Source organism: Pseudomonas sp. Ma2-10, from assembly GCF_054330215.1.
The window spans coordinates 37,445-53,384 of sequence record NZ_JBTEYL010000005.1 but is presented as its reverse complement, the minus strand read 5'-3'; the positions used below and the strand labels follow the sequence as shown (position 1 = coordinate 53,384).

Sequence of the window (15,940 nt, the reverse complement as noted above, 5' to 3'; positions counted from 1 at the left end):
TCAACCAGTGGAAGGGATTGGAGCGTGTAACGCCCCAATTCCGCCCTTTCTATTGTTGGCCAACTGGCAAGGGTGGGGTGCGAGGCGGGATCAATCGTTTCGTCCCGATCGACTCGAACGCCGAAGCCAGGCGCAACAGCGTCGAATCGTCATAGGCACGACCGGCAAATGTCAGCCCGACGGGCATGCCGATGTCCGCCATGACGCCCATCGGCACGGTGACCGTGGGGACGCCCAGGTGCCGGATGGCGAGGTTGCCGTTGGCGACCCAGATGCCGTTACTCCACGCGATATCCGCAGACTTCGGATCGACATCGGCATTCGCCGGACCCACATCGGCAACCGTCGGGAATAGCACCGCATCGAGCCCCAGCCGATCCATCCAGTCTTCAAGATCGATTCGACGCGTCTGCTCAAGTCCGCGCAGCCCGTCAGGCAGTGTGGTGATCTGGTCCCACGGTGTGATGCCGCGCTCGGCCATCTTCACGTACTCGTCCATGCCGGCGGCCAGGTCGTCCTCCCGGTTGGGGAGCGTGCCCGGGTCGTGGGGGAAAATCAGCGGTCCGTTGACATCGGCCAAGCGGTTTAACTTGGGATCGCCATTGGCCCGCAGAAAATCATCGAACGCCCAGGCCGACAGGTCCCACAACTCATGGTGCAGGAACTCTTTGGACACCATGCCCCGCGTAAACACGGTCGGCGTACCGGGACGATCACCCTCGCAATTGGAGACCATCGGGAAATCGACTTCGATCACTTCCGCACCCGCGGCTTCGAGTGCTTTACGAGCCTCTTCCCACAGCCCGATCACGCAAGGACGGGTGATGATTCGCTGCCCTGTCGGACCACCGATGCCAGGTGCATCGCTCGTGCCTGCTTCGGGATCCGCGTTGATGTACATGCGCGGAACACCCAAGCGCTTTCCTGCCAGTGCATCGGACTTCACCGCCAATTCGGCATAGGAAGCGGGGCGCACCGAAGCGACACTCGGAATCGGCACCCAGGGTTGCATCCGCCACAGATCGCCACGGGTGTCGGGATCATCCGCCACCACCACGTCGAGCACTTCGAACAGGTCGGACATGGTTCTGGCAAACGGCACGACAACGTCCATCGTCGGCGTCAACGGCCAGTTGCCGCGCACCGAAATCACCCCGCGCGAAGGTGTGTAGGCACACAGACCATTGTTCGATGCAGGGCCGCGTCCGCTCGACCAGGTTTCTTCCGCGAGGCCGAATGCCGCGAAGCTGGCGGCAGTTGCAGTACCGGCGCCGTTTGATGAACCCGAGGCGAAGGGCGCGGTGAGATAGTCAGCGTTGTACGCGCTCTGCGCACGGCCATAGACCCCGCGCTGCATGCCGCCGTTTGCCATGGGCGGCATGTTGGTTTTGCCCAGGCAGATCGCGCCAGCCGCGCGAAGCCGTTCGATCGTGAACGCATCGCGATAAGCAATCAGGTTCGCGAAGGCCGGACTTCCCGAGGCGGCGGTGAGCCCCTTCACCAGATAACTGTCTTTGGCCGTATAGGGAATGCCATCGAGCGGACCCAGGGTCTCGCCCTTGGCCCGACGAGTATCGGACGCCTGTGCCTCGTTCAGCGCCTCGGGGTTTCGAACCACTACCGCGTTGAGAGCGGTGGGCGTGTTGGCGCCGTCGTAGGCATCGATTCTGGCGAGATAGGCCAGGACCAGACCAACCGCAGTGGTCCGACCAGACTCGAGCGCAGCACGCAGTTCGGCAATGGAAACTTCGGTGACCTCAATCATGCTGTTACCACCGTCTGCTGATGGGCGACGCGATGGATGTTTCCATCGCGCTGAATGTTGGGCTCAGGGACATCACTGCTCTCAAAAAAGGTATTCATCGGTGTTCTCGTTGCGCTGCTTTTCGCGCTCTATTTAACACCAAGCCGGGAGCAGAGGCATCTGTGGTAAACAGTTCCCGGTGGTAGACAACATCCTCAAATACCTCGATGACCGTGTTGAGAAGACCCAGCAATGGCAAGCCATTGATGTTTTGCTTCACCGATGGATTCAATCGTCATTCAGTGCTTCCATACGCTGAACTGTAGGAATGGTCGTGACTTTATGAAAATCAGCATTGAATCGAGTGTTGCCGCTCCCATCGCTGATACTTGGCAAGCTTTTAATAATCCCGAGGATATCGTGCAATGGGACGCCTCTGATGATTGGCACACCACTAGGGCATCGAATGATCTGAAGGTTGGCGGGAAGCTGTTGTTGCGCATTGAAGCCAACGACGGGACTCCGGGATTCGACTTCGCGGCCACCTACACCCAGATAGCGCCAAACCGACTGATTGAATTTCGAGATGACGACGGTCGAGTGGTTCGATTAGATTTTGTCGAATCCGACAAGGGCGTCACGATTCGTCAGACCTTCGACGCCGAATCAACGCAGCCGGAAGATCAGCAGCGCAAGGAATGGCAAATCGTCCTTAACCGCTTCGCTCGATACGTCGAGCGGCAATTCACCAGGGAGTAACAGCGAAGCCCATAGAGGCCGCACCCGATCAATTAAAGCTTCGCGTACTCGCCTATGCCTCAAAGCAGTCTGCCCGCTTCCGACAGCGGGTCGGAATCGTTGCAAATGCTTATCCACCCTGCAGCTTAGCGAACGTCTGCACTGGGTCGATTGCAGTCCTTCGCGACAGACAGAAATCGACCCATAACTGCCGGTGGCGACAGGCAGTAATGGGCCAATTTCTCTCGTCCGCTGCGTCGGCAGCCGTGTCAGCACATCCTTGAAAGAGGCATACGGATCATGCCCATTCATGTGTGCTTAGATATCCAGGCAAATTTTGCCGAAATGCTGGTTGGTTTCCTGATACTTGAACGCTTCGACAATCTCGCTCAAAGGGAAATGACGATCAATAATCGGGCGCATGCCATTAGCATTGATGGCGCGGATCATGTCTTGCTGTTGGCTGCGGCTACCCACCAATACACCTTGCAGTCGCACTTGCTTGATCAGTGCCGGTACAAAATTCATTGCACCGCTTACGCCACTCAATATCCCGATGACGGAGATGTGACCAGCGACCCGAATTGCAATCATCGATTGCTCAAGCGTCGCAGGGCCGCCGACTTCGATGATGTGGTCAACACCACGGCCACCCGTTAGAGCGCGTGCAGTTTCGCCCCAGTTAAGGTCTTTGCGGTAATTGATCACATGATCAGCGCCTAGCGCTGTCAGACGTTCAAGTTTTTCGTCGCTGGAAGAGGTAGCAATGACGGTAGCACCGGCCATTTTTGCGAACTGCAGGGCGAAAATTGAAACGCCACCAGTGCCTTGAACGAGCACGGTGTCGCCCGGCTTGAGTGAGTCATCGGCCATCAACGCGCGCCATGCAGTAAGGCCAGCGGTGGTAAGCGTCGACGCTTCGGCATGGCTGTAGCCAGTAGGCGCGAGGGTGAACGATGTGGCTTTGGCCGTCACTTGCTCACGAGCGTAGCCGTCAATGCCATCACCTGGCACGCTTACAAAGCCTTCAACCAGTGGCGCACCGTCGATCCACTCCGGGAAGAAGGTGCTGACGACCGAGTCACCCACCTTGAATTCAGTGACATCTGGGCCGACAGCAATGACTTCACCTGCACCATCGGCCATGGGGATGCGTTTTTCGCTAGGGCCCCACATACCGCTGACCACCGCGAAATCGTGGTAGTTGAGCGAGTTGGCGTGAAGGCGTACGGTGATTTCGCCACGCGCGGCGGCTTGGACTTCGCTGCTGCCAAGCACAACCTTTTCATAGCCGCCGCCGGGTTGAACGAAGATAGTTTTGCTGCTCATAGGGGGTTCCTCATATTTTCTAATTACGCGAAATAACGAAATGAAAATTTAAAAATTACAATTCGATGATCAATCTGGCCGCAAAGTCATCAATTGCCTGCTCATTGCGCCGGTAGTAAGTCCATTTTCCGATGCGGGTGGTTAGCACGAAGCCTGCACGTTGCAAGATAGCTAGGTGTGCAGACGCGGTAGAAGGTGAGAGCCCGGCCTTGTGCTGCAAATGGGTTACGCACACGCCTATCGCAGGATCGCCATGATCCTGAGGTGGGAAATTACTGAGAGGGTCTTTGAGCCACTCCATCATTTGCATGCGAGTGTCATTGCCCAGGGCTTTGAGCTGGTCGAGTATCATGGTCGCTGATGTTACGCTTTTTTGCGAAATGTTCAATAAGTAATCTATTGCCCTTCGACAGGGTTTGAAATCAAAAAACGCATCCGGCTGAATCGACCCTGTTTTTGTAGACGCGTTGAATGATTGCTGTCGAAGGTCAGCACTTTCTCGTCGCTTCCCCGCCCTATTACGATCGCATCTTTGTCGGCGATGAAGCGATCCAGACGGGTGGCGATGAAAACATGTGCGGTGGTCCTCGGAGTCTCCTTTTTAGACGACCGGACCTTTAACTTCGCCAAATCCTCAACGCAACGGTTCAATGGCAGAATACCCTTAACTTGATCGTTTCGGAGACCCCCATGCTTCGTGCATTTGAACGAAAGCTCGACCCCTTTCCTCCCGACGAGGTACCACCACCACCCGATGGCCTGGCCCGGTTCCTGTGGGCTTGCACGCGGGGCGCCCGTGGTTACATCCTTTTGTTTGCACTGCTCAGTGCCGGTGTGTCGATTTACGAAGCCTGGTTGTTTTCCTTCCTCGGGCAGATCGTGGACTTGCTCTCGACTTGGCAGGCAGGCGGTGAGGCCGCAGCGCAGGAAAGTCGTGTGTTGTGGGGTATGGGCATCGTAATGGTGACCAGCGTCGGGCTAGTGGCGTTGCGCACCATGGTGCAGCACCAGATATTGGCGATCAATCTGCCGTTGCGGCTGCGCTGGGACTTCCATCGCCTGATGCTGAGGCAAAGCCTTTCGTTTTTTTCCGATGAGTTTTCCGGTCGGGTCACTACCAAGGTGATGCAGACTGCGCTAGCCGTGCGCGACGTGCTATTCACCCTTATCGAGATCGCCCCCGGGATTGGGGTGTATTTCATCGCAATCATCGCACTGGCCGGCGGCTTCGCACTGAAACTGATGCTGCCTTTTGTTGGCTGGGTGGTGTTGTTCGGGCTTGCCATGCTGTACTTCGTGCCTCGCTTGGGGAAAGTCGGGCAGGAACAGGCTAATGCGCGGTCGATGATGACCGGCCGTATCTCAGACGCCTACACCAACATCACTACGGTGAAGCTGTTCTCCCACTCCAATCGTGAAGCGCACTTCGCGCGTGCAGCGATGGAGGATTTCAAGCAAACCGGCTTTCGCCAGATGCGCCTGGTCAGCCAATTCGAGATCGTCAACCAGGCATTGGTGGTGGCGTTGATCATGGCCGCAGGTGGTTATGCGCTGTGGCTGTGGCATCAGGGTGAGGTGGGTGCAGGTGCCGTGGCGGCAATCACCGCTATGGCGTTGCGTATCAATGGCATGTCGCACTGGATCATGTGGCAAATGACCTCGCTGTTCGAGAGCATCGGCACGGTACAGGATGGCATGGCGACGCTGACCATGGGCGCCAAGGTGCAGGATGCCCCTGGTTCGGGAGCGCTAGTGACCTCCGGCGGCGCGGTAACCTTCGAAAATGTGATCTTCAACTACAATGGCGAACGCCAAGTGTTCGATGGTCTGAGCTTGAGCATCCGCCCGGGCGAAAAAATCGGCCTGGTTGGCCACTCCGGTGCTGGCAAATCCACGTTGATCAACCTGCTGCTGCGCTTCTATGACGTCGACAGTGGGGTGATTAGCATCGACGGCCAAAACATCGCAAAAGTGACGCAAGAAAGCCTGCGCGGCGCCATCGGCATGGTCACGCAGGATACCTCGCTGCTGCACCGTTCCATTCGCGACAACATCGCCTACGGCCGTCCCGATGCGACCGACGCGCAAATCCGCAGTGCCGCAGCGTCAGCCCAGGCTGATGAGTTCATAAGCCAACTGAGCGACCGACAAGGCCATACCGGCTACGACACCCTTGTGGGTGAGCGCGGCATCAAACTGTCGGGCGGCCAGCGCCAACGCGTCGCGATTGCCCGGGTGATGCTCAAGAACGCTCCGATCCTGCTTCTTGACGAGGCCACCAGCGCGCTGGACTCGGAAGTTGAAGTGGCCATCCAGGAAAGCCTCGATCACATGATGCAGGGCAAGACCGTGATCGCCATCGCCCATCGGCTGTCCACGATTGCGGCGATGGACCGGCTCGTCGTCATGGATGACGGACGCATCATTGAACAGGGCACCCACACCCAATTGCTCGAAAAGAACGGCGTCTATGCGCGGCTGTGGCAGCATCAAAGCGGCGGGTTCCTGGGTGAGGATAAGGGCGTGGTCGAGGCTATGGATCAGGCGTGAGCGTGAAGGGGGCGCAAAGGAGAGTAGTGGGCGGACCGACGTCCGCTTCCGGCCCAGAGTGTGTAAAAACGCCGAATTGGGTTTTCTCTGTCGACGCTAAGAGGCCCGGCTCACGTTTCACTCACTGATCATGGCCATGACGTTTCCTGGAACAGTTAAAACGGCTCAACAGCCTCTTAAAGTCCTTTGGATGGGGTAACAAAGACCGGTTTTTACGCCGTTAACGCGTTCATCAAGTCAGTGGCGCCGATGATTTTCATGACCCTTTTCAGGTTGTAGGCGAGCACATTCAGGCTCATCTCTGCACTCACCCCGTTAAGTTTTCGGGTCAGGAAGTGTGTCGCGCCCATCCATTGCTTGAGCGTCCCGGAGGGATGCTCAACAGTCCGTTTTCGGATCCGCATCATGTCCGGCGCGTTGCTCAGCCTATCCTGCATTTCCTCCAGTACGGCTTCATGCTCCCAGCGTCGAACTCGCCGTTCCGTGCTCGGTGTGCACTGCGGTTTCATTGCGCAGCCCCGGCATTTCGAACGCCAGTAACGGTGTAACTTCAGGCCTTTTTCAACATAGGAATAGCGCCAAATCAGCGCCTCGCCAGCCGGGCAAATGTATTCGTTTTTTTGCCGCGTCATAGATGAAGACATCGTTATTGAAGCGCCCGTCCGCTTTGGCTCCGGATGTCATTGGCTTCGGCACGTAGGCGGTGATATCTGCATCGTGACGGGCCAGGATTTCTTCGCTTTTAAAGTACCCTCGGTCAGCCACTACCGACAGCGTTTCCAAGCCCATGGCCTCGCGGGCCTGCTTGGCCATCGAGCTGAGTTGATAGCGGTCGGAGCCCACGTTGGTGACCTCATGCGCAACGATCAAATGGTGCTGGGTATCCACCGCTGTCTGCACGTTGTAGCCGACGATTCCAGTGCCGCGCGTCATCATGGAGCGGGCGTCTGGATCGGTCAGTGAGACCTGTTTGTCCGGCGAGTCGTTGAGCTGGATTTCAATCGCCTGAATCTCCTTCATTTGTTTCTTCAGCTTGGCAATTTTCTCTTCCAGCCCCCCAGCCTTGTGCTCTGCGGACTTGGGCTCTTCCCGATCAGCAGCATCGAGTGCCGTCAGATAACGATTGATGCTCGATTCAATTTCCTCCATTCGCCGCTTCAGTTTGGCGCTGGTGAAATTGCGGTCACGATTGTTGACAGCTTTGAATTGGCTGCCGTCGATGGCGACGAGATTTTCTCCGAAGTGACCAGGTCGAGTTCGTCGACGAAGACATCGACTACACGCACCGGGTTGGTATCGGTCACGTAATCGTCGAGGCTTTTGGGAGCAATGTACTTTGGCCCCGATGTTCACCTTGGATGAAGCGCTTCATGGGCGATCCTTACGATGAAGTCCTCAGAAATCATAGCAAGGGTTCGCGAAAGCGTTTTTACACACTCTGGGCCGATTGCAGCCCTTGGCGACAGGCAGACATCGGCCAAGAGCAGCAGTTTTGGAAGGTCAATATCCGGTTAGTACCGAGGCGAGGTGCTGCTTCACTGCTTTAAGAGTCTTCAGCTCATACAGGGCTTGCCAGATGTATGAGTAACTTGAGGTCATCAATATGTCGTGTCGGTTATGCAGGCTACTGAACGTATGAGTAGTGCTAGAACTCATGCCTTTTTAGCCAGACAGAAACACGTAGCCCGACCTGCTTCACTTCATCTGAAAAGCTCAATTGGATACGTGCTCCAGTACGATCTGCGATCGCTGTGACGATCGATAAACCCAGCCCGGAACCCGTTTCGTCGGTTCCTAAGCTGCGGTAAAACGGGTCAAACACTAGAGATTGTTCTGCAACGCTGATGCCCGGCCCCGAATCCTTGATCTCGATAATGACTGTGTCCCGATCCAATCCGACCTTAAGGTCGACACGGCCTCCAGGAGGGGTATAGCGAATTGCATTGTCGACCAGGTTCTTGAGGAGGATGAACAAGTCCATCTCGTTGATGATGACTTGAACATCCAGGAGACTTTCAACACCAATATCAATGTCCTTATGCTCTGCCAATGGCAGCAAGTCCTCCAGTACCCGCCGAAAAAGCTCATGTATGGACACTGATGTATGTGGCCGCTCGGTAATCGATTGTGCGGCTGCCAAGGCCAGCAGTTGTTCGATCAGTTTTCGGCTGCGCTCGATCCCCTGAGCCAATGGCAAAAAGCGTTCTTGGGCGTCGGCTGACATCTGCGTAGACTTCAATCGATCCGCTTGCAGTGATAGAGCCGTCATTGGAGATCGTAATTCATGGGCTGCGTCAGCAATGAACCGACGTTGTGCTTCCATGGCCTGCTCGACGCGCTTGAGCAATCGATTGATAGCCACGACGAAAGGCCGGATCTCTACCGGCAGGTGACTCTCGTTAATAGGATGCAAAGCCTGCTTGTCGCGCTGATCGATTTCGGCCGAAAGCGTGGCAATCGGACGGAACATCTTGCGTACCAAATCACCCACCACCAGGAGCAGCACCGGAAGGAGAATGAAGAAGGGCAAAAGACTGCGCCAGGCGCTTTCGCGCGCGCCCTTATCGCGGACGTCTGCTTCTTGAGCAACCACGATACGCCTGCCTTCTGTCGTCGTTCTGACCAAGACTCGAAACTTTTCGCCAGTGATCGTCAACGTCGATAAACCATCGGCCAGCGTCACGGGAAAGGGTAAGGGTATGGCCGCGTCGTTATTGCCGGTCGCATGCTCGCTATCGGCCAGGTATTGCACGATGACCCTAGAGTCTTCGTCGTCGCCAACGATCTGTTCTCCACTGGGATACTGCAGCGTCATTTGTTGTCGATCAAACAGTGCTGCTACCTGACGCAGGGCGTCGTCCTGCATTTCGTGCGCCTCATCGAATGCGGAGACGAAAGCGAACACACCGGCCAGTAATGCGACGATCAGAATGGCTAGCGACAGTGTTATAGAAAGCCGTAACTGTACCGAGTCCCTCAAGCGCCTTTTGAAACCATCCATCCCATACCCCTAACGTTTTTTATGACATGGTTTCCCAGCTTTCGTCGCAATGCGTGGATCAGAAACTCCACTGCATTACTTTCCACTTCATTGCCCCAGCCATAAATGCGGTCTTCAAGTTCGCTACGCGACAGAATGGCGCCAGGTCTTATCAAGAGCGCCTGCAAAAGGGCGAATTCTCGATTGGTGAGTTGGGCGTCGGTTATTTCGGCGGTGGTGGCCTGCTTAGAGACGAGATTTAACGATACCTCTGCGTTATCCAGCACCGATTGAGCGTTACCGCCGCGTCGGCGCAATACAGCGCGCATGCGCGCCAGCAACTCGGCCATCGGGAAGGGTTTGAGCAAGAAGTCGTCAGCGCCGCCATCGAGGCCACGCAAGCGATCGTCGAGGGCATCGCGTGCGGTGATAACGATCAATGGAACAGGGTTGTTACGAGCGCGAATGACATCCAGCACATCAAGCCCGTCTTTGCCGGGAAGGCCGAGGTCAAGCAGCACCAGGTCATAGGTCTGGGTGTCCAGAGCCGCCAGGGCGGTGAGGCCGTTTTTCACCCAGTCGGTGGCGTAGCTCGCATCGTTGAGCGCACCCTCGATGGCCTCACCAATCATCAGGTCATCTTCGACCAGTAGAATTCGCATGCACGCTCCGATAGAAAAAGGCGCGACGGTCACAACCATCGCGCCTGTATTGAAGCACCTGAATCGGCGTTTGTCCGCCGCCGGCTCCGTGCATGCTTACGGTTTGCCTTTCATCGAATCGAAGGCTTTGAGCAAATCATCCATTGTCGCCTTGCATTCGTTTTGCTTGGCTGAACTCGCTCGAAGCGCATTGAGCGCACGATCTATGCCTTTGTCCAGTACATGCCAGTCGGCGGCCGCGCGGGGTTTGATGCCGGCTTCGGCGGAATCCCAAGAGGTTTCCAGATCCTTGATGCGAGTCTTGGCAGCGGGCAGGTCGTTTTTCTCGACGAGTGCGGTAACGTCGGCGGCGATTGCCCGGAACTCGCCCAGATCACCCAGCTTTGAGCCAGACTGAGCAGGCGCGCTCAATGTGGTAATTGCTGTGCCGGCGCCGGGTTTGTCAGCAGGTTTCGAGCAGCCGGCCATGCTGCCGAGCAGCACCAAAGACGAGATGATCGCTACGTGGCGAAGAGCCATTTGAACGGAGCGCATGATGATTCCTTTGATAGGTGTCTGAACGGTTATTGAGCGAGGGTTTTACGGTTGCCGATGCTGACTTGCGCGACCGCCACCAACAGCACGATGACGGTCAGGAAGATGGCGCTGGTCCAGGCGGCGCCCATGCCCAAGCCACCATAGGTCTTGGCCTGGGTCAGCAAGTCGCCGAGGGAGGCTCCAAACGGGCGAGTGAGGATGTAGGCCACCCAGAACGTCAATACCACATTGGCTCCCAGGCGCCAGGCCAGCAGCGTCGCGGCAATCAGTGCGCCGAATATCACCGAACCGACGGTGAATCCCAGCCCCAGCGCTTCAGTGGCCAGATCCCCGGCGGCGGTGCCCAGGGCAAAGCTGCAGAGTACGGTGGACCAGTAAAATAATTCGCGCCGTGGCGTGTCGATTTCGCGGATCGACAGGTTGTGCTCCGATCGGTACCAGAGCAGAAAATTGATTGCCAACAGGGCCGAGAAGACTGCGGTGCTGACGTACAGACTGATGTCGAGCATGTCGGTCATGATGTCGGTGATCTGCGTGCCAACAATGCTCACCAGCACCACGGTCAACCAGTAAATCCAGGGCGAGTAGGCTGTTTTGCGCATCTGAAAAAACAGTGCGCACGCCAGTAATAGCGCCATACCAATGCTGGTCCAGCCCGCGCCGAAACCTGCATCTACTGCCAGGAAGTCAGCACCGGTTTCACCCACGGTCGTTGACAGAATTTTGATCACCCAGAAAGACAGCATCACTTCGGGCACTTTATTGAGCCATCCGGCTTTTATGTGATTCATGTGCGAGTAGCCTCTCCTGATCTGCGCTGAACTTGCGTAGAGAAGAAGATACGCAGAGAAACTTAGCTGAGACTGAGGGCGGTGGTGTGAATGCCAGAATCCTTTTCGGAAAACTTCTAATTGCCGAAAACGGACACTACTCATGCTGTCCAGATCGGCGAAATCGAATCGGGTGGTGCCCAGTCCCCTAGCGTAGAATTTCCACAACACGAGCCCACCTCGAGACGGACCCTCAATGCAAACCCCCGCCGCCCAAGCCGCTCTCTGGAAAACCTACCTTCTTTTCCTGGCTCCCATGGTTCTTTCCAATTTCCTCCAATCCATGTCGGGCACCATCAACAGCATCTATATCGGCCAAATGCTCGGCACCCAAGCGCTGGCTGCCGTGTCCGGCATGTTCCCCATCGTCTTCTTCTTCATCGCCCTGGTCATCGGCCTCGGCGCGGGTGCCGGGGTGTTGATCGGCCAAGCCTGGGGCGCGCGTGAACCGCACCTGGTGAAAACCATCGCCGGCACAACTTTATTGCTAGGCGCAATGATCGGCCTGACAGCAGCAGTACTGGGCAGCGTATTCGCAAGGCCAGCCTTACAAGGCTTGGGCACCCCGGCAGACGTTATCGACGACGCCGTGTCCTACGCCCAGGTGATGATGTGGATCATGCCGTCCCTCCTGGTCTACGTGCTCTTCACTCAACTGCTACGCGGGGTGAGCGATACGGTTTCGCCGTTGATTGCCTTGGTGGTGTCGACGTGTATCGGGTTGGCGCTGACGCCAGCGTTGATTCGGGGTTGGTTCGGGTTGCCGATGATGGGGATTCAGAGTGCGGCGTATGCGGGGTTGGCGGGCAACTTGTCGGCGATGGGGTGGTTGGCGTGGCGGTTGATTCGCAAAGGGCACCCGTTGGCGCCGGATCGGGAAATGTTTGCGGCGATGCGGTTGGATCTGTCGATTCTCGGCAAGGTGTTGCGCATTGGGTTGCCGACCGGGTTGCAGATGGTGGTGTTGTCGGTATCGGAGTTGGTGATTCTGGCGCTGGTGAATCAGCACGGTTCGCAAGCGACGGCGGCGTACGGCGCGGTGACGCAGATCGTGAATTATGTGCAGTTCCCAGCGCTGTCGATTGCGATCACGGCATCGATCCTTGGTGCTCAGGCGATTGGGGCAGGGCGTCTTGAGCGCATGGGACCGATTCTGCGTACGGGGCTTTTGATCAACGTGTGCCTGACCGGTAGCTTGGTGGTGTTGGGTTATCTGTTGTCGCACTGGTTGCTGGGGTTGTTCCTTACGGATGATTCCACCCGGGCGAAGGCGGAACATCTGTTGCACATCATGCTCTGGAGTTTGTTGGTGTTCGGCTTTCAGGCGATTGTCGGCGGTATCATGCGCGCGAGCGGGTCGGTGCTGGTGCCAATGGCGATTTCGATTATTTGTGTGGTCGGGGTGCAGTTGCCGGTGGCGTATGTGCTGGACGGGCACTTCGGGTTGCAGGGGGTGTGGATGGCGTTTCCGGTGGCGTATTTGGGGATGCTGGTATTGCAGACGGCGTATTACAAAATGGTCTGGCAGCATCAGAAGATTGAACGGTTGGTGTAGACGGACAGGAGGCACCTGTTGTCATCCCTTGCTCGGCGAGTGGACTGCTAAAAGTATGACTGTTTCAGTGGGGCAGGTCCTAAGTGCGAGCTGCTCGCTATTGCATTGTTCGTAAGTTGCGCAACAACTAATGGATCCAATAGATATCAGTGGAAGCCTCTGTAATTCACCAGCCCAGTTATCATGGGGCTGACAGGGAAGTTGATGAGTTAGTACCGGCGTGTGGGGCGTTCACAATAGCCGCCGTTTGTCGGTGGGATGCTCAAAAAATGAACATTCCAGGATCCTGGGCCTCTGATCTTGCAGCACGTCACCCAAGACCTGCTCCTGCAGCCGCAGACACGAAGTGGAAAAATAACCTCATGTGCATTGAATGCTATTGGGGATTTTTTTACCTGAAATTCAGGAGGCAATAAATAAGCCGGTCATTGATTTACCAGGTGAATCAATGGGCTAAGCAGTGCCAAGTCTATGAGTTGGCATATCTTATAAAAGTTAAAGATCGCGCAGGGTTTCGAAGAGTTGAGTGCCCTGTTAAAGACCGATCTGCACTGTCGAATAAGGTGGAAAAAGTACCGTGGCGATAAATACAATTATGAGCCTGCTTGAAAATAAAGAGTGCATGGAGTTTTTGCGATTGGGCGTTATTTACGTTCATTTAGTGTCGTGTTGTGTGGCCATTGGTTTGGTATTGACCAGTGATATTGCGATGGTTAGAGACGTGTTAAAACGGAAAACATTCACTGAGCATGATACTGCTCATCTGGAAAGTCTTCAGACGTCTGTCATCGTTGCATTGATAGCATTGTGGGTGACGGGTATCGCTATCATCGGTATTGATTACCTGGAAAAAGGTATGAATTACTTTATGAATCCCAAGCTTCACGCCAAAGTAATTATTGTCGTGTTGCTGAGTTACAACGGCATCTTGTTGCATCGCCTGGTATTGCCCGCGTTGCAAAAGGCAGGCTCGTTGCTCAATCTTGGCTTCAGCGCACGGATGCTGGCGCTGTTCTGCGGCTCGCTGTCGGCCGTGTCCTGGATGTATGCGGCGATGCTGGGGGTCGGGCGCCCGTTAGCCTGGAAGTACTCCCTTTCCGAATTGTTGATGGCGTATCCGGTACTGATTGCACTAGGTTTCCTGACGATGCTGGTTTTGACTCAGCGGGTGAAACTACAGGGTTGCGTCGTTGTTTCTCCTCGGGCAGTAGCGAGCGCATGCTAGGCCTGTTCCGCGTGTAAGCCTTAGCGCTTATACGGAGCTGACAGGGGCGACCTTCTTTGTGCAGGTGACAATAAAGACCTGCATCAGGGAGGTCGTTTTTTATGAGTCGGAAGGCCGGATGCTTCCAGACACTAAACACTTGTAGTGGTCAACTTATTCCGGCCACTTCCACGGTCTGATTGATCGGCGTTTTTTGAGCGATAGCTGTCAATGCGGCCGCAACATCGACCGAGGCTACCGGGTGCAGGGCGGCGGACGTTAAATGGAGGGTATTGCCATCCTCGCGACCCGAGTAAGCAATAGTCTGAGCGCCAGGTGGAATTAACGGCGTTTGTTTGCTTTAGTCCACCTATCGCGGGCTCACGTGTGCAGCGCCTCAGCTCATGACGGGAACTCAACCGGAGAATCCCATGAAACACCGATTCCCGACCTGCTCCGTGTTGGTGGCAGCCCTTGCATTCGGCGCGTTGCCTTGCGTCCAGGCGGTCGAGTACACGCAGGTGAATGAAACTGCCAGCACTATTTCCTTCACCTATAAACAGTTCTCTTCGCGGGTGTACGGTACGTTCCGCAAGTTCGAGGCCTCGCTTGATTTCGACACGGCGAACCCGTCGGCAGGCCGGGCTGCGCTGACCCTCCAGCTCGACAGCATCGACGCCGGAAGCAGCGACGCCAACAGCGAGCTGCAAAAACCAGCCTGGTTCAACACCGCAACGTACCCAGTGGCGACGTTTGAATCGACCGGCGTGAACGTACTGGGCGACAACCGTTACTCGATCACCGGCAAACTCACGCTCAGGGGTATCTCGCATGAAGTGGAGGTACCGGTCCTCTTGAAGGTCGAGAACGCCATCGGGATTTTCGATGGCCAATTAACGCTCAAACGCAGCGATTTCAAAGTCGGTGAAGGTGAATGGGCCGACAGTGTCGTCTCCGACAAGATCAATATCCGGTTTCGGATGGTTGCGCCGCAGCGGTAACTCGGCCAGGCGCGCGTGGCGTCGGTTATGATAGCCACGCCCGCGAACACACTCTTCACGCCCGCCCCAGAGTCAGAGCCACGAATGCCCCAGATCACCCATTTCAAAACCCCGTGCCCCGAGCACATCAATAGCCAGATCCTGCAGATGGTGGTCGATTACCTGACCGACATCAGCATGGTCGCTATCGCGCCGAGCAACCTGCTGTACAACGTGTATCAGTACGCGATCGGGTATGAGGTTCATCTCTATCTGGAAGCATTGAACGGGGCGAAAGGGATTGCGGTGGAGTTGCTCGTCGCGACCGACGAAGACGACCCCGAGAAGGTCATCGGCTTTTTGCTGTACCTGCCGGTCAAGGACGATCCCGATGCATGCGGTGTTGCGTATATGGCGGTGAGTGACCGCCATCGACGCCAAGGTATTGCCCGGCGGATGCTGCAGGAAATGGTCGGCCGCTACCCGCATGCCGAGCTGACGTGCGCGGTGGCCAAGGTTCCGTATTTTGTGGCAATGGGCTTTCAGGTCGTGGGCGTGCGCGCGACTCAAGTGCTGATGAACACCCGCGACCACGGCACAGACGGCTTGATGGCCCTACTGGACGTGGCGGCGATCTACAGCTCGCTGGAGGTGCGGCAGATTCATACGTACCTGCTGCAAAAACACGGCAAGCGGGCCATGCACGACGCGGAAAAACAGCGTGACCGGCATCTGGACCAGATGACGCGCAAAGCGAATGAGTTTGTTCGGGAGCGACTCGGTGAAGGTGCGGCGCCAGCGCTTTCCCCTCGGCTGCGGCTGGTCTAGTCG

General features: G+C 56.3%; 13 protein-coding genes and 2 pseudogenes. 6 read left to right on the top strand and 9 right to left on the bottom strand.

Annotated elements, in window-relative coordinates; genetic code table 11:
* Window positions 1–49: 49 nt before the first annotated feature.
* Window positions 50–1,765, bottom strand: a complete 1,716-nt coding sequence (locus ACXPVS_RS08875) for an amidase (RefSeq protein WP_458509591.1) — start codon at window positions 1,763–1,765, stop codon at window positions 50–52.
* 321 nt (window positions 1,766–2,086) lie between these two features.
* On the opposite strand from ACXPVS_RS08875, the gene ACXPVS_RS08870 reads away from it, so the two are divergent.
* Entirely contained in the window at window positions 2,087–2,503 is a 417-nt protein-coding gene (locus tag ACXPVS_RS08870; protein WP_458509590.1) for an SRPBCC domain-containing protein, read from the top strand.
* Window positions 2,504–2,704: 201 nt separating this feature from the next.
* Here ACXPVS_RS08870 and ACXPVS_RS08865 read toward each other — a convergent pair.
* The 3 genes and pseudogenes from ACXPVS_RS08865 to ACXPVS_RS08855 form a co-directional block, all read right to left on the bottom strand.
* A pseudogene (locus ACXPVS_RS08865) lies at window positions 2,705–2,800 on the bottom strand (transposase domain-containing protein); the annotation flags it as partial.
* Entirely contained in the window at window positions 2,801–3,811 is a 1,011-nt protein-coding gene (locus ACXPVS_RS08860; RefSeq protein WP_458509589.1) for a zinc-dependent alcohol dehydrogenase family protein, read from the bottom strand.
* A gap of 55 nt (window positions 3,812–3,866) precedes the next feature.
* Window positions 3,867–4,163 carry an ArsR/SmtB family transcription factor gene (locus ACXPVS_RS08855; protein ID WP_458509762.1) on the bottom strand — a complete coding sequence of 99 codons (297 nt, stop codon included), beginning with the start codon at window positions 4,161–4,163 and terminating at the stop codon, window positions 3,867–3,869.
* Window positions 4,164–4,501: 338 nt separating this feature from the next.
* Here ACXPVS_RS08855 and ACXPVS_RS08850 point away from each other — a divergent pair, with 338 nt between their 5' ends.
* Window positions 4,502–6,361, top strand: a complete 1,860-nt coding sequence (locus ACXPVS_RS08850; protein WP_458509588.1) for an ABC transporter ATP-binding protein — start codon at window positions 4,502–4,504, stop codon at window positions 6,359–6,361.
* A 212-nt stretch (window positions 6,362–6,573) separates the two neighbouring features.
* Here ACXPVS_RS08850 and ACXPVS_RS08845 read toward each other — a convergent pair.
* From ACXPVS_RS08845 to ACXPVS_RS08825, 5 genes and pseudogenes are all read right to left on the bottom strand, one after another.
* Window positions 6,574–7,733, bottom strand: a pseudogene (locus ACXPVS_RS08845) (IS1182 family transposase).
* A gap of 273 nt (window positions 7,734–8,006) precedes the next feature.
* Window positions 8,007–9,362, bottom strand: coding sequence for an ATP-binding protein (locus tag ACXPVS_RS08840; protein ID WP_458509587.1), 1,356 nt, complete (start codon window positions 9,360–9,362; stop codon window positions 8,007–8,009).
* Window positions 9,338–10,003 carry a response regulator gene (locus ACXPVS_RS08835; protein ID WP_458509586.1) on the bottom strand — a complete coding sequence of 222 codons (666 nt, stop codon included), beginning with the start codon at window positions 10,001–10,003 and terminating at the stop codon, window positions 9,338–9,340. The genes ACXPVS_RS08840 and ACXPVS_RS08835 overlap by 25 nt, the downstream gene beginning before the upstream one ends.
* A gap of 96 nt (window positions 10,004–10,099) precedes the next feature.
* Entirely contained in the window at window positions 10,100–10,537 is a 438-nt protein-coding gene (locus tag ACXPVS_RS08830) for a hypothetical protein (protein WP_458509585.1), read from the bottom strand.
* Window positions 10,538–10,566: 29 nt separating this feature from the next.
* The gene (locus ACXPVS_RS08825) at window positions 10,567–11,331 is read right to left on the bottom strand and encodes a COG4705 family protein (protein ID WP_458509584.1); all 765 of its coding nucleotides are present in this window, start codon (window positions 11,329–11,331) and stop codon (window positions 10,567–10,569) included.
* A 235-nt stretch (window positions 11,332–11,566) separates the two neighbouring features.
* Here ACXPVS_RS08825 and ACXPVS_RS08820 point away from each other — a divergent pair, with 235 nt between their 5' ends.
* The 4 genes from ACXPVS_RS08820 to ACXPVS_RS08805 all read left to right on the top strand — a co-directional run bounded on the left by ACXPVS_RS08820 (window position 11,567) and on the right by ACXPVS_RS08805 (window position 15,937).
* Complete coding sequence (locus tag ACXPVS_RS08820; RefSeq protein ID WP_458509583.1) at window positions 11,567–12,925, top strand: MATE family efflux transporter; 1,359 nt, start codon at window positions 11,567–11,569, stop codon at window positions 12,923–12,925.
* Between the two features lie 577 nt (window positions 12,926–13,502).
* Entirely contained in the window at window positions 13,503–14,150 is a 648-nt protein-coding gene (locus ACXPVS_RS08815) for a hypothetical protein (protein WP_458509582.1), read from the top strand.
* Window positions 14,151–14,560: 410 nt separating this feature from the next.
* Window positions 14,561–15,130 carry a YceI family protein gene (locus ACXPVS_RS08810; RefSeq protein ID WP_458509581.1) on the top strand — a complete coding sequence of 190 codons (570 nt, stop codon included), beginning with the start codon at window positions 14,561–14,563 and terminating at the stop codon, window positions 15,128–15,130.
* Window positions 15,131–15,214: 84 nt separating this feature from the next.
* Window positions 15,215–15,937 (top strand): GNAT family N-acetyltransferase, encoded by a 723-nt coding sequence (locus ACXPVS_RS08805; protein ID WP_458509580.1) that lies wholly within the window; start codon window positions 15,215–15,217, stop codon window positions 15,935–15,937.
* Window positions 15,938–15,940: the final 3 nt, after the last annotated feature.